The following is a 17,807-nucleotide window of genomic DNA, read 5'->3' as shown; positions in this document are numbered from 1 at the left end:
GTACAAAAAGAGAGTTAAATCATGTCATTACCGACACTTTTTATAGAGTTAAAAGATGAATTATTGCGGTCTAAAATAAACTCTCTAGATGAATTATCAAGCTTTGAAATAATTCAAAGTACTATGGATGTTCATTGGATTGACAAGCTACAACAACTGCAACCAGATACTGCTATTGTTGAAGTCTCTCGATTTACTAACGATGATTTTAAGTCCTTATCGAGTGCAACAGGGTTGGACGAAATGGACTTGATTATTATCAGTACAGGTACGCCAAACAAAAATTTAGACATGATGATGAACCATGGCGCAATCTTCCATTATAGAAAGCCCGTCGACATGCAAATATTGGAAGATACCCTTGCAGACTTCAGTCAATACTTCCTCCAGAAGCAGGAAGAAGGGCGTAAAGTGTCCACCAGCGATTTAGACCAGTTCGGTATGTTAGTCGGTTCTTCTAAGCCCATGCATAAGCTGTATCGAACTTTAAGAAGAGTCGCGAAGACTGACACCAATGTTTTGATTGTCGGCGAAAGTGGGGCAGGTAAAGAATTAGTCGCACAAACGATTCACCTTGCCAGTGATCGTAAAAACCAACCTTTTATTGCGATCAACTGCGGTGCTATCAGCCCTGAGTTAGTTGATAGTGAATTATTTGGTCATGAAAAAGGCGCTTTTACAGGGGCGAATCGCACACACCAAGGGGTGTTTAGGCAAGCAGAAGGTGGCACATTGTTTCTCGACGAAATCACCGAAATGCCACTTGAGCACCAGGTCAAATTACTACGAGTTTTAGAAACAGGTGAATATCGCCCTGTAGGCAGTAATGCAACGAGTATCGCTAATACTCGAGTCATTGCAGCGACAAACCGAGATCCACAAGTCGCTATTGAAGAACAGTTTTTGAGAGAGGATCTCTATTTCAGGTTGGCTCACTTCCCCATACATGTCCCTCCATTGCGTGAAAGAGGCGACGACATCGTCGGCTTAGCAAAACATTTTATTGCTCATCGCAACGCAAATGAAACCACTGCGAAGACCATTTTCACATCAGCGCTTCAAAAAATATCAGCCCATGCATGGCCAGGGAATGTCAGGGAATTAAAGCACTGTATTGAAAGAGCTTTTATATTGGCAGATGAGACGATTAAAGATGAACACCTAATTTTTGATACTCCTCCTTTAGAAACAGGGACTACCGTTGAGGATATGGTTCCGGCGGGTGTTTCTCTTGAGAAGATTGAGAAAGCGGCGATTATCAATACGCTCGAAGAAAATGAAGGCAACAAAAAGGAAACAGCACAAGACTTGGGAATCAGCATCAAAACGCTTTATAACAAGCTCGATAAGTATCAAGAGTAGTAATACTCATATCTGATGTTGCTGTGTGATCAAAATAGATACAGGCGATCGTTAATTTGCAGTTGATGTTTTGCTTTTCCATGAAAATTTAACAGTGGAGGGTGAGCCCTCCACTGTTAAATTTTATGCTGCATTCACCGATGTCTCGGTTCTTTTATCTTGGTCAAAGAATTCTTCATGCAACGCGCAAATCGCTTGTTGATACTTGTCATCACTCACAACAAATTGCACATTTACGTTTCTCATAGACGAATGTAATGCAATAGGCGTAACACTATGGTTCATCAAAGCCAATACACCATTAGCGAGCGTTTTATTGGTATCAATTTGAGAACCGATCGCTGAGATTATAGCGACCATTCGACCTGAAATAGATGCCTGAGGGTAACGTTTCTCAGCCTTATAAGACACCTTGTTTAAACTCTCGGTGCTACCACCTAGATAATAGGTAATAGAATTGGCGTTCATCTCTTTACCAATAAGGTTCACTCTAGCATCTGCGATAATCTCCATTAACTCATAACTAACATTGTCCGCCTTACCGACCATTCCCTGGTCAAAAACATGTAACGCATATACCTTCTGTTTTCCGGCAATGATCTCAATGTGATTCGTGTCTGGTCGGTAATCAGAAGAAATCAGTGTTCCCTCATGTTCTGGCTCGAAGGTGTTTTTGATTTGCAGTTCTATGCCACTTTCTCGTAACCCAGCAGCCGCATTAGAGTGAATAGCTTCCATACCAAGGTTAGCCAGTTGATCGGCAACATCATAATTAGTTGCCCCAATCGGTTTAACCGAACCTACACCAACGACTTTTGGGTCAGCCGAACTAAAGTGATACTCCTTATGGATGATCGCCAATGATGCCTCAGTAATAGTAGCGATACGACTAAACGTCATCTCACTGTAACCACGATCATAAGTATGCATCAAACCTTCTTTGCAATACGCATAACCAGTTACTATGGGAAGCTCCTCAGTAACATCAATGTCAGAGAAAGCCTCTCTAATCGTATCGTCCAAACTTTGAGGGGTTTTGTTGTCCCAACCAGAAAGGTCAACAAAGGTCGAATTTATACCAATGTTTTTTAATTTAAGAGCCGTGTTGTATGCACTATGTGACTCTCCAATTGAAGAAAGAAACTCTCTAATCTGTGGTAAATAATGTCTCAGTGAAAACTGTCCGTATTGGCACGTTTCAAGAATGTTAGTAATACAGTTTTTGGCTTCTGAAATACGAGACCGGATGAACTTATCTGCTCTCATACGATTCATTGGATCCGCAAAAATATGCTCATTGGTCAATAGCATGCGGCGTTCAATATAAGATAGAGCATCCTTCCACGAATCGTCACGCATCGCTATCAATTGATAGACACCAGGCTTACCTGTTTTTTTACATTCCAACAATGCATCCGTCATACCGCTGTAAGCGGACACAACAAAGATTCGGTTATAAGGATTTTGAGGGCGGAGAATAATATTGTCGAGCACAGCATCAAATGCTGTCATTGATGTACCGCCGATTTTTTCTACGGTAAATGTCATAAAAGACCTTTTGTTCTTGAAGAGATTAAAGACTAAATAATAGGGAGCGGGGTGAGATATCACCCCTGAATATATGGGTTAATCAACGAGTGGATAAACGCCGTTTTCATCGTGTACTTCAGCGCCAGTAATTGGTGGGTTAAACACACAAGCCATTGTCATTTCTTTGTTTTTATATGCGCGTAAATAATGCTCATCATTCTTATCTAGGATGTACAACGTACCGGGTTTGATTGGGTAAGTTTTACCACCAACGACTTCAATCTCCCCTTCACCACTCATACAAAACACAGACTCCAAGTGGTTTTGGTAATGGATATGTGTTTCTGTCGCTTCGTAAATTGTTGTGATATGAAAAGAAAATCCCATATTGTCATCTTTCAATAACATGCGAGTGCTTTCCCAGTTATCCGATACAATACGTCTTTCACTATTACGACATTCATCAAGTGTTCTAACAATCATTTTACTCTCCCTATTACGATGCTTTCTTGAAATGCTTGGTTGCTACCACTTCAACTGAGTCTTCGAAAATAGTTAAACCTTGCATCATTTCCGATTCTGAAATGGTTAATGGACAAAAGAACTTCAAGATTTCATCGTTTGGACCTGCGGTCTCAATTACCATGCCCTTGTCAAAACACACTTTTGCAATCTCATCAGCTGTATTCCCATCTTTACATTCAATGCCAATCATCATTCCGCGTCCCTTGCGTTGAACAAATAGCTCAGGGAAACGCTTGAGATTGCGTTGAATGACATCATCGACCATGCTTGAGCTACGTTGAATATGATTTTCAAAATCATCATTTGACCAATACATTTCTAACGCTTTAGCAGCAGTAATGAACGCATGGTTGTTACCACGGAAGGTGCCGTTGTGTTCTCCCGGCTCCCACTTGTCTAGTTCAGGCTTTAATAAAACCACAGCCATCGGTAAGCCATAACCACTTATCGACTTAGATAGCGTAACGATATCTGGTTTTATACCTGAAGGTTCAAAGCTAAAAAACGTTCCTGTTCGACCACAACCGGCTTGAATATCATCCACAATAAGTAGGATATCGTGGGCTTTACAGATTTTGCTTAACTTCTGTAGCCACTCATTTGAAGCGACATTTAACCCACCTTCACCCTGAACCGTTTCCAATAAAACGGCAGCAGGTTTATCCATACCAGCGGAATTATCGGTTAACATCGTTTCAAATAATTTTAAACCATCGATTCCAGCGTAACCTTCAAATGGCAAACGCGTAACGTTGTTGAGATTTGAGCCCGCACCTTGCCTGTGGTGTTGGTTGCCTGTAGCAGCCAATGCACCCGCCGTACAACCATGAAAACCATTGGTAAATGCAACAATACTGCTTCGACTTTTTACTTTTTTCGCCAACTTAATCGCTGCCTCAACCGCATTTGTTCCTGTCGGGCCGGTAAATTGAACTTTGTAATCTAATGCTCGAGGTTCCAAAATAAAGCGACTAAGAGCTTCTAGGAATTCAGCTTTGGCTTCTGAATGCATATCCAAGCCATGTGTAATTCCATCCATTTCAATATACTCAAGTAAAGCTTGCTTAAGTATTGGATTGTTATGACCGTAATTGAGAGATCCTGCTCCAGCAAGAAAATCGAGGTAACGATCACCTTGTTTTGTTTCAAGCCAGCAGCCTTTTGATTTAGCAAAAGTGACTGGAAAACTATTCGAGTATGAACGTACGTTAGATTCCTGCTTTTTAAAAATATCCATGATAAGGCCGTTATTTGATTCCTATAAGTTAATGATTATTTAAGGGGTATTCGATACAAATACTCAGTATCGTGCAGCCCTTTAAAATGAACATTTTCATCTAAGAAAGTGGTCACTTTTCCAGTGCTACTATTTTTTGCGTCTAGCTTTTTAAAGAGTGCCCAAGACGCTTGATTTGACTTAGTAATGGTTGTTTCAATAGCTTCTATACTCTTCAGCCACTCTCGACGAAGTAAGCTGTTCAACATCTTGTAAGCTAAAGAGTGACCTCTAAATCGAGGGGCAACTGCAACTTGCCAAATAAAGAGAACATTAGGCTCACTCGGTTTTTGATAACTCGAGATAAAGCCCGCAAGCTCACCTTTGTTCTCAACCAAAATACAAGTTTTACTAAAGTGAGTGGATTGCAAAAAATTGCAATATGACGAGTTGGTGTCTAGTGGCGGACATTCTGAAATCAGTCGATAAATGTCGTTGCCATCTGAAGCTTTGGGCTCGCGAAAACTCCATTCTTCACTCGTTTTTTCTATCACTTCTGGACACAACACCCAAGGCGCTGATGTAATCATACCGATAAATTCCTTTGAACTCTAATTAAATTCCTTTTTATTATGAGCATTTACTCCCTACTAAGATCAACACCTTAACTTTAAAAAACAAAAATTAGTGATCTGCGTCACATTTAATAGCGGTCAGCATGAATTGAATAATACTTTGAGTTCTAATGTATTTGATCGGTGGAGATCTTAAGAAAATGTCTTTAACCGAATAAGCGTCAAAAGAAGGTTAGAGTCATTAGTAAATTATGTGCTCAGATTGCCAATCAAGCGGCATAAATCACCAACACTCTCAGTGTTGAACATTCTATCGAGTAGATAACAACGCTTCGAATGGCAGTGACTCGCTATCCACTATTAAAATATCGGCCTCAAAAACAAAAAAACCTAGCGAGAGCTCGCTAGGTTTCTTATCTAACATATCGATGAATAATGAACTCAGAGGAAACGAGTCCAGAAATATCAGCTTGGAAAAGGTTTACTTCAAGGGATCATTATCAGGCAAAGCGTTGTGTATCCATAACGCTAGGCGCTTCTTAATATTTGCACCATCCAACTTACTGTCTGGTAACGGAGTGATTTGATTTACTTCAACAAGAAATAGATAAACAGCCTTAACCTTGATTGGTTGAGATGAGTTCGGCAAATCGAAACCTTGCAACTTTGCCATTTTAAAACCGACTTCTAGAGCCTTCTTAACCAGCTTATCTTCATTCATGATCTTCGCGGTTTTCGACATATCATCTCCATCATCTTCGTAGATTGAACCTTGAGTATACCAAACTGAATCTAAGACAAGATTACCGCGCTCTCAATTCGAACACTCTCTTTGATAAATGACATTAAACGAATTTCAGCCCCTAAATAGATACCTGCCTAATTGACATGTACAGGGCGGAAATCAATACGCAAACGGTCTCTTAACAGAACACTCAATAAATGAGATCTTAAGTCAAAAAACAAAAAGTCGAATAATATTTGACTTAGTATTCCAAAGAATACGGAATATTATGATGTTCATTTTGAAAGTTAAAATTCAATAAAAGATCAATAAACTGCTGTTATTTAACTGGTTTAATACTAATTCGACTTAGATCATATTTACAACCAATTGTAACCAATTGTTATTTACAAAATACTCACTAAGAAAATAGAATAAAACCACTAATTTTATACTGGTGTTGAAAATGCGTTACCTCTGGGCTTCATTCTGTCATAAAAATCCAATTCCGGGTCGAATTGTTCATATCCTTGTTATGTTGATAGCGCTAGCTTCTATCACCATTCCATTGATTTCAAAAGACGCCACAACCATCTTAACTTCACTGTGTGCTGCTCTAGTCTGTTTCGTCGTTTTTGTCTTCTTTGCGCTCGCCGACAAAATGCGCTCAGGCATGCATTAATCAACCAATCAGTTCTCTATCACCAAGCATTCTCTTTTTAAAAATTCATTATAAAATGCTGGTTACCAAATACGGAAAAGCCCAAAGTTATTAGCTTTGGGCTTTTCTTCTATAGCGAATTCTTACATATTCCAAATAGCCTGTAGTTAGAAATTACAGCTATCAATCAGGCATCACCACAATACCCATGCTTTCAAGCAGTTGTTCTTGTTGCCACGCGACAATTTTGATTCCTGTTGTATCTACTTTGCGAGGATCTAACCCTTCTAATTCAGCATGGCATAAATTCGCCCCTTGCATACTAAATTGCCCCCATACATCTTCCGAGAACACGCCTCGGCTAAGATCGGACTCTTTTAGTGACGCTCCGCCAAGGTAAGTACCTATCCAGCGGTTTTCAAATAACTCACACTTCTCTAAACAAGCTTGCTCCAAGTTGGCGTATGACAGGTTACAGCCCGTAATATACGCGGAGCAAAAATACATTCTATTGCTTACCTGGTTGGCAAAGTTAGCACGAGTAAAGTTCGCCCCTTTCAGGTCACAATCACGTAACTCAATACCGTAGCAATTCGCGTTGCTAAAATTCGCCATCGCCAACTGACAGTTCTGAAAACTTGCATCACGCAAATCTGCAACATCGAAGTGGCATCCCTCAATATCGCCTTGTTCGATAAACTTACAGTTAATAAACGTTGCATCACGTAAGTTCGAACGTCTGAAATCACAACGGATAAACGTACAGGCTGTAAATGTAAGCTCTGATAAGTCTTGCTGAGCAAAATTGTGGTGATGATAAGTGCTGTTATTGGTGTCCATTTAGCCCCCTAAAGAAATTAAGCTAAGACTACCATTGCGATCTTAAGAAAACACCAAATTAAAAACGAACAAAAACAGCAACTTAAAACACCCAAATTTAGCCATTTTAAGGCACCAAACAGGCCCTTTAAGGTTGTTATTTTCGATTTATAGGATGTGCTTATCTTGAAAAAAGTTTTGTCGCTTAGAAGTGCCAATAAGAGAAAAAGTTACTTTGACGAAACGAGTCAATTATTGACCGCGTCCTAACGCGCTAGACTGGACGGTTGGTATGTTGCTCGTTACACTATTCCTCATTCTCAGCATAAAGAGTAAGAACAATGAAAGACATGCGACAAGCTATGCTCGATGCAGGATTTAGCCTTATTAATGAACACGGGTTTGCTGGTGTTGGCCTGATGAAGATCATCAACCAAGCGGAAGGCACGAAGGGTTCTTTTTACCACTACTTTAAATCCAAAGAACACTTTGGTGAGATCCTTCTTACTAACTACTTTGATGAGCATCTCGCTAAGCTGGATGACTTTTTAAGTGATGAATCGCTTTCTCGTCGTGACCGCGTTAAAGCCTATTTCGAGTTTTGGTGTGCGTCGAAACTGACTGAAGACTTCAATATCCAATGTCTTGTCGTAAAACTGGCGGGAGAAGTATCTGGGTCTGCAAACCCGTTGCAATCGACCATGGCAGAAGGCGCAGAAAAGATAATCCTGCGTATGGCAAAGCTGTTTGAAGAAGGCAATGAGGCCGGTGATTTCACTATCGCAGAGCCCGAATCGCTATCTCGAACGCTTTATGGCTTATGGCTGGGCTCTACGCTAATGGCAGCGATGCAGCGCAACCGTTCGATTCTGAACAATGCCATGGATGAGACCATTCTTGCCATGATCTCGGCACAAGAATCGGCTGACTAAATACCCCCGTAACCAGAAGCCAAATACCAAATACCAAATACCAAGAGGCTCGCACAATTTAGCGAGCCTTCTATCTAACTTAAATCTTGATTGAATCCATTCACGCCTACTCCATTACCCCAGACGAGACGCAATATTATTGGCTTTGAATAAGTCCTTAATAACAGGGTCGATATGCTTGAAGAAGCTCAGCCAACCTTCACAGAGATAATTTAACCCCGCCTCACCATCTCGGCTTGTGATGATACGGTTTTTGGGGCATTCGCCATGACATGCAAATTTAAACTCACAGGCTTGGCATTGTTTCGGCAGAGACTTCTGTTTGGCGAACCCAAAACTCTGCTGCTTTGGCGAAAAGGCTAAAGTTGAAAGTGCTTGTTCCTGAATATTACCTAACTGAAATTCAGGAAAGACATAATGATCACATGAGTACACATCGCCATTGGGCTCAACCGCTAACCCTTTGCCGCAGATCTCACTCAAGGTACACATAGTGCTTTCTCTGCCCATCCATACGCCGACAAAATTTTCAAAGTACGGCACTAATACCCGACCAAAATCGTGTTCAAACCACTCATCAAAAACGGTAGTGAGGAATTGTCCCCATTGTGCAGAATCGACACTCCAAGCCTCAACCTCACCTGATACGGGAATGATCGCTTGTTGGTTGCTCAACCATTTATTGTTGGTGTGAGCTTCGCGCTTATCGACGACAGGAATAAACTGCAATTGCTTCGAACCCACTTCATCGCGTAGAAAGCGATAGACCTCTAATGGATACTTACCTGTCACATCATTCACGCAGCTTAGAGTCGCGAACTCGACGTTATGTTGTTTCAAGTAGCGAATGCCACGCATTGTTTGAGAAAAAGTGCCTTTGCCTGCACGGTTGGTCCGGTAGTGATTGTGTAAGTGCTCTGGTCCATCAATACTCACGCCAATGATAAAGTCATTGTTCTTGAAGAACTCGCACCACGCATCATTCAATAACGTGCCGTTGGTTTGAAGGTCATTGCTGATCTTGCTGTAGCTAGGACAATATTTTTTCTGCAGCTCGACGACCTTTTTAAAGTACTCAAGCCCCAACAAGGTCGGCTCTCCACCATGCCAAGAAAAGATGATTTCAGGCGTATTCTGCCCTTCTATGTACTGCTTGATATAACGCTCTAATAGAACTTCATCCCTCGTATATTGAGAGCCTTTTGGGTAATCAAGCAGCTGTTGTTTTTCTAAATAATAACAGTAGGTGCAACTGATATTACACACCGCCCCAATCGGTTTTGCTAACGCCTGAAGTTTGCTGTGTGCTTTGCCATTGAACTGCGGAACTGAACTCAAATTTGATAGCGATAATGTCGTCATGAAGAGTGCCTCGATGTAAAAGTTATTGTATTAGCCAAAACAATTCGTAATTCCTTTACACGGTGTTCATCGGCCAACCAAGCTTGATGGCATTAGGTTGGCCGAGTGATTTTTTCCTCTATTTCACGTTTTCAAACGGGTTCCACGCTTCGTCAACCGGGACGATGTTTTGCGCTTTTTCGTACTCTTGATATTCAGCGACCATTTCAAGGAACAGATCTGGCATTTCATTTCTCAAGTCATGTTGCTCGGCTGGGTCTTTCTTGGTGTTGTATAAGTGCCACTCACTGTCGCCACCCATTCCCGTAGAGATTCGAATGATCTTGTAATCACCTTTTAGCAAAATCCCGCTACCAAACAATTCAAATGGAATCGCATTATCGGCACTGTGCACCTCTGCCGTTTCACCTTTGAAGTAAGGCAACAAGCTCACACCACTCATCGGCGCCACTTCTCGACCTTGATATTCCGTTCCTGGATGCTCTACCTCTGCAATTTCAAGAATCGTGGCTGCAATGTCTTTCACTTGTGATAAGTCGTCTGTTTGAGTTCCCGGTTGCAACGCATCTTCACCTTCTAAAAGCGCTTTGGCTGGCTTAACGATAAACGGCACACGGATGCCGCCCTCTGCTGTGTAAGCTTTGTACCAAGATAGGCCGCCGGTTGAAGCGCTTGCCCACTCAGGACCAAGTGACACACTGGAGTTCGCCTTACCTAAGTTTTCGGTCGAATTATCGAAATGATGAGCGGTCCACGTTCGGATCAGGTCACTGATGTTTTCACCGGTAATATCCGCCGCTTCTGGGCCGTTATCCGCTAGATACATGATGTAGGTATTATCGTATTCCCCGATTTCTTTCAGGTAATCAACTATCTGACCGACTTGTTGGTCCTGCATTTCCATCATGCCCATCGCGACAGCCATTTTCTTTCCGTACCACTTTTGTTCTTTCTCAGAGAGCGAGTCCCAAGGTCGGCTTAATGCGTTACGATCTGAAATATCGGCGTCTTTTGGAATCACACCCATCTCTTTCATGCGTTGGAAACGATCTTCTCGAACCGAGTCCCAACCATGTTCAACGTAGTAATCGACTTTATCTTGATAAGCAGACTCAGGCGCTTGCAGTGGCAGGTGAATACCGGTGAATGGGACGTAAGCGAAGAAAGGCTTACCGTCGTCTTTTTTGCTGTCGATCATCTTGATGATCTCGTTGGTGTAAACTTGGTCTGAGTATTCGCCTTTGTATTTATCCTCAACCACTTCACCGTTGCGGTAAGTTGGCTCAACTTCAACACCTGGAATATCGCCTTTTTGCAGCGCATCCGCTGTCGCAGCGTTTTTGGCTGGGAACATCATATCTCGGTTAAAGTGATTCGAACCGCCCGCTAAGATACCGTAACTCTCACCAAAACCTCGATCATCCGGTAAGAATCCATCTTCATGTCCCAAATGCCATTTACCAGAGAGGTAAGTGTTATAGCCGCTCTCTTCAAGCAGCGTGGCGACCGTGACACCTTTCTTTGTGAGGTAACCTTCATAACCCGGCTTACCAATCGCGCCCGGATAGACGGCATAGTCGAAGGTACCAAGCCCAACCTCGTGGCTGTTTGCTCCGGTTAGCATCATAGAGCGCGTTACCGATGAAGTTGGGGACGCGTGAAAGTTAGTAAACTTAACCCCCTCTTCAGCCAGCGCCATTAGGTTTGGGGTATCCGCTTCTGAGCCATAAGGCTGTGTATCGGCAAAACCCACATCATCGCCAACAATGACAACAATATTCGGTTTTTCTGATTCAGCCGCAAGAGCAGCACTGCTTGCCGCCGCCATTGCCGTGAACACTAAAGATTTCTTGAATGTCTGCATAAGACGTTCTCCAATTTCTGTGATTAATTTTTTTATGATTAACTTTTTCTGTGGTTAACCTTTCTGTGATTAACCTGAGTTAGGATTTGAATTAGTGCGCGGCTTGCGACATCCAATGTAATAAGTCGAGCGCAGGGTCATACTCTTGAGCTGCTGCCATAGAACCATTCATAATCGTTGATACACACGTTGTATAAGAATATGCCCACAAACATCGACTTCTCAAATGCGCTGTAAATCATGGTTGAGGTACGCAGCGATTTGTACTTCGCCGAGAACATCAACAACACACCAATACAGCCAACCACCACACCCCAGTGTTGATAAGTACCGAGCAAATACTCTTTGTTTTCCATCATGGTATCGTTGTACGAGAACAGCGTCTGCATACTCCAATCAGGCGCTAGGAAAGTGGAAAAAGCCGTCGCCGTTAAGAAACCTGTAATCATCAAATACGATTTGATCGTACGTTCAAAAAAACGTTCCAACATAAAAGTAACCTCTTAAAATAATTTCGTGAAAATAACTTTTTGAAAAATAAACAGTGTCATACCAACAGTGATTTACTGGCCAAGCATGCCCATCACTGCTGTTTTTAATTCGTTGTCTTCTTTTGAAAACAGATGCTTAACTCGATGATCTAAACCCGTTTCCAAGACTGTTTTGGCGTGGGAGAAAGTCAGGAAACCTTCTTTACCGTGATAGTTGCCTTGACCTGATTCACCAATGCCACCAAACGGCGCGTCATCAACCGCTAAATGAAAAACACAGTCATTAATACACATACCACCGGAGTGAACTTGGTGTTTAACCTGAGCTTGTAAGCTCAAATCAAAGCTCATTAGATAGAGCGCTAACGGCCTTGGTTTGCTATTGATGACTTGGAACGCCTCTTCGATATTGCTATACGTAATCAAGGGTAATAGTGGGCCGAAAATCTCTTCGTTCATCACCTTGGATGACAGGCTTGGTTCAACGATCAAATGTGTCACCAATCGATGAGTATCTAAGTCCATCGCTTCGTCATGGCAAGCAACGATTCGTGTCCCAGCTTGCTGCTCTTCATTCAACAGACCAACAATACGATCACATTGGCGAAGGTTAATGAGCGAGGTTAAACCCTCAGAGTAGATCCCTTCATCAAACAGCTGTTGGTATTGTTTTTTGTACTCCAGAATGAAGGCTTCGAGCTTATCTTCAGGGAGTAGCACGTAATCTGGAGCGACACATACTTGGCCGTTATTGAGGCTCTTACCATAAATAATTCGCTCTACCGCAATATCGATCGGCATGTCTTATGCCACGATAACCGGCGACTTTCCACCCAGCTCTAGCGTGACTGGGGTTAGCGTATCAGCCGCTGACTTCATCACTTGGGTTGACCCTGTAAACAGAAGATGATCAAACGGCAACGCCGAAAACGCGGCTGCGATTTCTACCTCACCTTCAACCAAGCACACCTCATCGGCATGGAAAACTTCCGCCAATAGCGCTGTTAATACTTGGTTCGTCGCTGGGGTAAATTCGCTCATCTTGATCATGGCGCGATTTCCCGCAGCCAGCGCCGAAATAAGTGGGCCGACGGATAACATGATCGGGAAATTCCACGGAGCAATAATCCCGACGACGCCTTTGGGTTGATAAACCACTTCAACACGAGAGGTTGAAAGCAATGGGCCGGAATGACGAATCGAAGATGTCGACCAATGAGGTAAACACTCAATGCTGTGATCAATATTTCCGATACAAGGCAATATGTGAGCCATCAAAGTGTCTTGTCGGCTGCGGTGACCATAGTCCTCACTCACGGCTACACACAAACGATCTGTGTAATCGATTAGCGCAGATTTAAGTGCGAGCAGCTGCTCAATTCTCTCCGATATCGCTGGCATCGGTTTCTGTGCAAAAGCTCCCTGCATGCTGTTCAACGTCATGGTCATTTGTGTTGGCGTCAATTCGTATTTCATACATCACCTCGTGGTTAAGATGAGCACACAATAATACAAAGCAGACCGGTTGGTCTAGTATTTTATTGTCAATGGAGTTTTGATTACAATCCAATGAGGCGGCTACAAACGGGGCAAAAAGTCAGGGGAATTTAAAATAAGAAGGCGTAGCTAACACGCAAGGCAAATAGAGAATTTTAAATGGCAGGACCAAAAATGGCCGCTTAGTGCGACCATTTGACAATTATTTAAGTTGTTGTTCTAAATAAACAATTTATAAATAAGGTTAGCTCTTGGCTACGTTTGCAATGCCTTCAAGTTGAAGTACTGGAGCGGCGTCGATGTCTTCTGCGTTCATCATTGATGATACTCGCTGCATTGAAGAAAGCAGTAAGCTTTGCTCCCACGGCTCTAGGTTTTGGAATTTTTTAACGAAGTTATCTTGCAGCGGTGGTGGCGCATTGTTTAGCAACTCTTGACCTTTTTCAGTCAGGTTTGCGTGTACTTTGCGTCGGTCTGACGAGCTGCGAACACGTTGTACATAGCCATTCAGTTCCAAGCGATCGATGATCGTGGTTGTGGTGGCTTGGCTTACATTGGTGTGATTAGACAATTCTTTGATCGTCACATTACCCATTTCTTGGATTGCTCTCATTAAGATTAATTGAGGGCCAGTCAAACCATACTCTTTACTCAGCTTTTTCGAATGTAAATCGATAGCGCGAATAATTTGGCGAATAGCGACCAGGATTTCGTCATGTTTGTCCAAGATGCAGACCTTTGTACTAATATACTGTGAATGGTTTTACAGCGTCGAAGCGATGATATGTCCTGATTATTTACGTCAGGTGAGCTCGAATTACACTGTAAATTGATAAATTACTTCATTGATTTTTCCGCATTGTACTGATGTTCATACTATTCTCAATCTTTTCTATACCACTAAACTTGCGTGGTACGGCACTTTTACTTAATGAAAGGGAAATGAAAGCTTCAATGAAGGCAAAAATAACGAGTCAGAGAATACAAGTTCAAAGAATAATATATTTTAATAATCATAGAGGTAGAGAGACTTAACCCTCTCCACCTAATAAAAAACCAGCCCTAATCGCCAAGCTGGAAAACGAAATTTTACGCGGCTGTATTCATCTGAAAATTACCCGTTAGTGCGTTGTAAAACTCGCTGTTATCCAGAATACCGACCAGTTGATTGTCTTCCACCAGCAAAATCGGGTGATTACTTAGCTGTTTCAGTTTAATCGCATCACGCATGCCAATTTCCGGGCTTGCCACAACTACACTCGACTCGTTGATCGCAGTTAAGTCGTCAGACTCACTCCACTCAACAAGCGCCAAAGCAGATTCACCTTTCACAGATAAAGCACCTTCGCTCTGTTCAATCCAGAGATCTTTAGAATCGCAAATCTTCCAGCTTTCATTCTCTTGCGTCAGTGAATCAAGAGGCTGCATCAAAGAGCGACCTTTAAGTACATTCAGTGGGTTGGTGTGAGCAACGAAGTCTTTTACGTATTCTGTTTTTGGCGTCAATACGATCTCTTCAGGCTTACCGTGTTGAATCAGCTTTCCTGACTCCATGATCGCGATGTTGTTACCAATCTTCAGTGCTTCATCTAGGTCGTGACTCACGAACAGAATCGTTTTGTTGAGTTTGTTTTGCAGTGTGATCAGTTCATCTTGCAGCTGAGCACGAATCAATGGGTCCAGCGCCGAGAAAGGTTCATCCATCAATAGAATGTCTGTGTCCATAGCGAACGCACGCGCCAAACCAACACGTTGCTGCATACCACCAGAAAGCTCATGAGGGAATTTGGTTTCCCATTCCGCTAGGCCAACCATTTCTAATTGTTCACGCGCTTTTGCACGACGAACATCTTTTGCTACACCCTGCATTTCAAGGCCAAACGCTACGTTGTCTAATACATTAAGCCACGGCATCAAAGCAAACTTTTGGAAAACCATGGATACACGGTGAGTACGAAGATGACGCAGAGTCGCTTCATCACACTGTGCTAAATCGACTTGTTGGTCACCGTCTTTGATTGTTAGTGAACCACGGCTGATCTCATTCAAACCGTTAACTGCGCGAAGCAAAGATGATTTACCAGAACCAGACAACCCCATCAGCACACAAATCTCGCCTTCTTCAACGGTCAGCGACACATTGTCGACGCCGACAACTTGACCGGTTTCATCGATGATCTCTTGGCGAGTTTTACCCTGGTCGAGTAGTTCCAGCGCTTGATTGGCTTTGTTACCAAACACAACATCAAGGTTTTTAATGGTAATCGCGTCCATTGCCTTTTGTTCCTGAGAGATAGACATGATTAAGCTTCCTTCTGGTTTGGTGTTTTGCACAAGCGGTCAAGGATGATTGCGACTAAAACAATCGCTAATCCGGCTTCAAAACCTTGTGAGATGTTCACTGTGTTCAATGCACGAACAACAGGTTTACCAAGCCCGTCAGCACCAACAAGAGCGGCGATAACCACCATCGAAAGCGACAACATAATACATTGGGTGACACCCGCCATGATGCTTGGCAGAGCGGCAGGTAATTCAACTTTGAGCAGTAACTTCATGCGACTTGCACCAAAGGCTTTACCCGCTTCAATCAGCTCTTCAGGGACTTTCGTTACCCCTAAGTAGGTCAAACGAATCGGTGCAGCTATTGCGAAAATAATGGTCGAGATTAAGCCAGGAACGATACCCAAGCCGAATAGAACCAGAGTTGGAATCAAGTACACAAACGTTGGAACGGTCTGCATCAAATCAAGGATTGGACGCAAAACTGTATAGAGCCAAGGACGGTGAGCAGCCATGATGCCAACCGGTACACCAATTAATACGGAAATCGTTGTCGCCGCAAAGACGAGAACAAAGGTTTCCAGCATTTCTTGCCAATAGCCAAGGTTGAGAATGGTCAGAAGCGCCGCGACAACGAAGATCACCAACGATAATTTACGGTGTAAATACCAAGCAATCGCAGCGGTAATTACGATAGGGAGCGCAGGCGGCATCCATTTAAATACATCGACTAAAAACAGAATAACGGTTTCTAAAAAGATAGAAATAGCATCAAAAAAGCCCGCTGCGTTGATAGTTAACCAGTCAACACCAGCTTCCATCCATTGTCCGACAGGGATTTTGTTTTCCGTAATAAAATTCACAATATTGCCTTTTATTATGGGTGGGCTACTTCAAACCAATCGATAAATTGGCAAGCCCACCTTTATTATTTATGTAGCTGTTGAGATAGGTAGAACTAAGCTTTAACTTGCTTTAGGTATTCAGTAACCGCTTGAGTCGCTGATTCACCTTTATGCGTTTTTACGTTGTCTAACCAAGCTTCAACTTGTTGAGGGTTCTTGTTCAACCATTGTTGAGCGGCTTTTTCTGGCTTCACTTTTTGGTTAAGAATCTCTTCCATCAACTGGTTTTCCATCTCAAGAGTGAATTCTAGGTTTTGTAGAAGTTGACCGACGTTTGCACACTCAGACAGGTAGTTTGAACGAACGTTGGTGTAAACATTCGCGCCGCCGTAGTTAGGGCCGAAGAAGTCGTCACCGCCAGAAAGGTATTCCATTTCAACATTGCTGTTCATTGGGTGCGGAGCCCAACCAAGGTAAACAATCCACTGGCTACGACGAGCAGCGCGAGATACTTGCGATACCATGCCCGCTTCACTTGATTCCACTAGGCTGAAATCTTTCAAGCCAAACGCGTCAGAATCAATCATTGATTGGATTAAGCGGTTGCCATCGTTACCCGGCTCAATACCGTAGATGCGGTCTTTAAACTTGTCGGCATGTTTTGCTAGGTCTGCGAAGCTTTTTACGCCAGAGTCGTACACATATTTTGGTACAGCTAGTGTGTATTTTGCGCCTTCAAGGTTGGCACGAACGGTTTCAACCGTGCCCGCTTCACGGTACTTAGCAATATCGCCTTCCATAGTTGGCATCCAGTTACCTAGGAATACGTCAATATCGCCGTTCGCCATTGAAGAGTAAGTCACCGGTACTGAAAGTAGGTCGGTTTTGGTTTTGTAACCAAGGCCTTTTAATAGTTCAGAAGTAACGGCGGTTGTTGCGGTAATGTCAGTCCAGCCTACATCAGCGAAGCGAACGTTTTCACATTGCTGCGGTTCAATAGAAGCGTTAGCACCAAATGCAAATGAACTGATGGCTAGTGCTGTTAACGTTTTCGTGGTCATGTTCTGAATATTTAGAGTCGTCATAATGGTTCCTTTTTATCTTTCCTTTTTCTGCTCGAT

General features: G+C 42.7%; 15 protein-coding genes and 3 pseudogenes. 3 read left to right on the top strand and 15 right to left on the bottom strand.

Features of this window, described 5'->3' with window-relative positions; translation table 11 throughout:
• Positions 1-21: 21 nt before the first annotated feature.
• Positions 22-1,362: a sigma-54-dependent Fis family transcriptional regulator gene (locus tag AB6E54_RS05755; protein ID WP_010431963.1), complete on the top strand. Its 1,341-nt coding sequence runs from the start codon at positions 22-24 to the stop codon at positions 1,360-1,362.
• A 123-nt stretch (positions 1,363-1,485) separates the two neighbouring features.
• Here the strand turns inward: AB6E54_RS05755 and AB6E54_RS05750 are convergent, their stop codons facing one another.
• The 5 genes from AB6E54_RS05750 to AB6E54_RS05730 all read right to left on the bottom strand — a co-directional run bounded on the left by AB6E54_RS05750 (position 1,486) and on the right by AB6E54_RS05730 (position 5,950).
• Positions 1,486-2,910 carry an aspartate kinase gene (locus AB6E54_RS05750; RefSeq protein ID WP_010431966.1) on the bottom strand — a complete coding sequence of 475 codons (1,425 nt, stop codon included), beginning with the start codon at positions 2,908-2,910 and terminating at the stop codon, positions 1,486-1,488.
• Between the two features lie 78 nt (positions 2,911-2,988).
• The gene (locus tag AB6E54_RS05745) at positions 2,989-3,375 is read right to left on the bottom strand and encodes an ectoine synthase (RefSeq protein ID WP_010431969.1); all 387 of its coding nucleotides are present in this window, start codon (positions 3,373-3,375) and stop codon (positions 2,989-2,991) included.
• 13 nt (positions 3,376-3,388) lie between these two features.
• Positions 3,389-4,654, bottom strand: a complete 1,266-nt coding sequence (gene ectB / locus AB6E54_RS05740) for a diaminobutyrate--2-oxoglutarate transaminase (protein ID WP_372106640.1) — start codon at positions 4,652-4,654, stop codon at positions 3,389-3,391.
• A gap of 35 nt (positions 4,655-4,689) precedes the next feature.
• The gene (gene ectA / locus AB6E54_RS05735; RefSeq protein ID WP_010431975.1) at positions 4,690-5,223 is read right to left on the bottom strand and encodes a diaminobutyrate acetyltransferase; all 534 of its coding nucleotides are present in this window, start codon (positions 5,221-5,223) and stop codon (positions 4,690-4,692) included.
• A gap of 466 nt (positions 5,224-5,689) precedes the next feature.
• The gene (locus tag AB6E54_RS05730) at positions 5,690-5,950 is read right to left on the bottom strand and encodes a DUF5062 family protein (protein ID WP_017072477.1); all 261 of its coding nucleotides are present in this window, start codon (positions 5,948-5,950) and stop codon (positions 5,690-5,692) included.
• Positions 5,951-6,398: 448 nt separating this feature from the next.
• Here AB6E54_RS05730 and AB6E54_RS05725 point away from each other — a divergent pair, with 448 nt between their 5' ends.
• The gene (locus AB6E54_RS05725; RefSeq protein WP_029235681.1) at positions 6,399-6,614 is read left to right on the top strand and encodes a hypothetical protein; all 216 of its coding nucleotides are present in this window, start codon (positions 6,399-6,401) and stop codon (positions 6,612-6,614) included.
• Positions 6,615-6,776: 162 nt separating this feature from the next.
• Here AB6E54_RS05725 and AB6E54_RS05720 read toward each other — a convergent pair whose 3' ends face one another.
• Entirely contained in the window at positions 6,777-7,433 is a 657-nt protein-coding gene (locus AB6E54_RS05720) for a QnrS family quinolone resistance pentapeptide repeat protein (RefSeq protein ID WP_372106642.1), read from the bottom strand.
• 320 nt (positions 7,434-7,753) lie between these two features.
• Here AB6E54_RS05720 and AB6E54_RS05715 point away from each other — a divergent pair, with 320 nt between their 5' ends.
• Entirely contained in the window at positions 7,754-8,344 is a 591-nt protein-coding gene (locus tag AB6E54_RS05715; protein ID WP_372106644.1) for a TetR/AcrR family transcriptional regulator, read from the top strand.
• A 114-nt stretch (positions 8,345-8,458) separates the two neighbouring features.
• Here the strand turns inward: AB6E54_RS05715 and AB6E54_RS05710 are convergent, their stop codons facing one another.
• The 9 genes and pseudogenes from AB6E54_RS05710 to AB6E54_RS05670 all read right to left on the bottom strand — a co-directional run bounded on the left by AB6E54_RS05710 (position 8,459) and on the right by AB6E54_RS05670 (position 17,771).
• Positions 8,459-9,706: an anaerobic sulfatase maturase gene (locus tag AB6E54_RS05710; protein ID WP_372106646.1), complete on the bottom strand. Its 1,248-nt coding sequence runs from the start codon at positions 9,704-9,706 to the stop codon at positions 8,459-8,461.
• 118 nt (positions 9,707-9,824) lie between these two features.
• On the bottom strand, positions 9,825-11,570 hold the full coding sequence (locus tag AB6E54_RS05705; RefSeq protein ID WP_372106647.1) for an arylsulfatase: 1,746 nt from the start codon (positions 11,568-11,570) through the stop codon (positions 9,825-9,827).
• A gap of 91 nt (positions 11,571-11,661) precedes the next feature.
• Positions 11,662-11,730 (bottom strand): annotated as a pseudogene (locus AB6E54_RS05700) (sel1 repeat family protein); the annotation flags it as partial.
• Positions 11,720-12,061, bottom strand: a pseudogene (locus AB6E54_RS05695) (hypothetical protein); the annotation flags it as partial. The pseudogenes AB6E54_RS05700 and AB6E54_RS05695, both read right to left, overlap by 11 nt.
• A 72-nt stretch (positions 12,062-12,133) precedes the next feature.
• Positions 12,134-13,537: pseudogene (locus AB6E54_RS05690) on the bottom strand (coniferyl aldehyde dehydrogenase).
• 265 nt (positions 13,538-13,802) lie between these two features.
• Positions 13,803-14,285: a MarR family winged helix-turn-helix transcriptional regulator gene (locus AB6E54_RS05685; RefSeq protein ID WP_017061075.1), complete on the bottom strand. Its 483-nt coding sequence runs from the start codon at positions 14,283-14,285 to the stop codon at positions 13,803-13,805.
• Between the two features lie 362 nt (positions 14,286-14,647).
• Positions 14,648-15,859: a choline ABC transporter ATP-binding protein gene (gene choV, locus AB6E54_RS05680; protein ID WP_372106649.1), complete on the bottom strand. Its 1,212-nt coding sequence runs from the start codon at positions 15,857-15,859 to the stop codon at positions 14,648-14,650.
• Positions 15,860-15,861: 2 nt separating this feature from the next.
• Complete coding sequence (choW, locus tag AB6E54_RS05675) at positions 15,862-16,704, bottom strand: choline ABC transporter permease subunit (RefSeq protein ID WP_372106651.1); 843 nt, start codon at positions 16,702-16,704, stop codon at positions 15,862-15,864.
• 95 nt (positions 16,705-16,799) lie between these two features.
• Positions 16,800-17,771, bottom strand: a complete 972-nt coding sequence (locus AB6E54_RS05670) for a choline ABC transporter substrate-binding protein (RefSeq protein WP_004732435.1) — start codon at positions 17,769-17,771, stop codon at positions 16,800-16,802.
• Between the last annotated feature and the right edge of the window lie 36 nt (positions 17,772-17,807).

Source organism: Vibrio sp. 10N.247.311.49, from assembly GCF_041467655.1.
Classification (GTDB): Bacteria; Pseudomonadota; Gammaproteobacteria; order Enterobacterales; family Vibrionaceae; genus Vibrio; species Vibrio crassostreae_C.
The sequence above is the reverse complement of the archived record's forward strand: the minus strand, read 5'-3'. Positions and strand labels throughout refer to the sequence as shown.

What these genes read in the sequence shown, in the direction of transcription:
- AB6E54_RS05755 (WP_010431963.1), top strand. Translation starts at nt 22, where the DNA reads ATGTCATTACCGACACTTTTTATAGAGTTAAAAGATGAATTATTGCGG.
- AB6E54_RS05750 (WP_010431966.1), bottom strand. Translation starts at nt 2,910, where the DNA reads ATGACATTTACCGTAGAAAAAATCGGCGGTACATCAATGACAGCATTT.
- AB6E54_RS05745 (WP_010431969.1), bottom strand. Translation starts at nt 3,375, where the DNA reads ATGATTGTTAGAACACTTGATGAATGTCGTAATAGTGAAAGACGTATT.
- ectB (WP_372106640.1), bottom strand. Translation starts at nt 4,654, where the DNA reads ATGGATATTTTTAAAAAGCAGGAATCTAACGTACGTTCATACTCGAAT.
- ectA (WP_010431975.1), bottom strand. Translation starts at nt 5,223, where the DNA reads ATGATTACATCAGCGCCTTGGGTGTTGTGTCCAGAAGTGATAGAAAAA.
- AB6E54_RS05730 (WP_017072477.1), bottom strand. Translation starts at nt 5,950, where the DNA reads ATGTCGAAAACCGCGAAGATCATGAATGAAGATAAGCTGGTTAAGAAG.
- AB6E54_RS05725 (WP_029235681.1), top strand. Translation starts at nt 6,399, where the DNA reads ATGCGTTACCTCTGGGCTTCATTCTGTCATAAAAATCCAATTCCGGGT.
- AB6E54_RS05720 (WP_372106642.1), bottom strand. Translation starts at nt 7,433, where the DNA reads ATGGACACCAATAACAGCACTTATCATCACCACAATTTTGCTCAGCAA.
- AB6E54_RS05715 (WP_372106644.1), top strand. Translation starts at nt 7,754, where the DNA reads ATGAAAGACATGCGACAAGCTATGCTCGATGCAGGATTTAGCCTTATT.
- AB6E54_RS05710 (WP_372106646.1), bottom strand. Translation starts at nt 9,706, where the DNA reads ATGACGACATTATCGCTATCAAATTTGAGTTCAGTTCCGCAGTTCAAT.
- AB6E54_RS05705 (WP_372106647.1), bottom strand. Translation starts at nt 11,570, where the DNA reads ATGCAGACATTCAAGAAATCTTTAGTGTTCACGGCAATGGCGGCGGCA.
- choV (WP_372106649.1), bottom strand. Translation starts at nt 15,859, where the DNA reads ATGTCTATCTCTCAGGAACAAAAGGCAATGGACGCGATTACCATTAAA.
- AB6E54_RS05670 (WP_004732435.1), bottom strand. Translation starts at nt 17,771, where the DNA reads ATGACGACTCTAAATATTCAGAACATGACCACGAAAACGTTAACAGCA.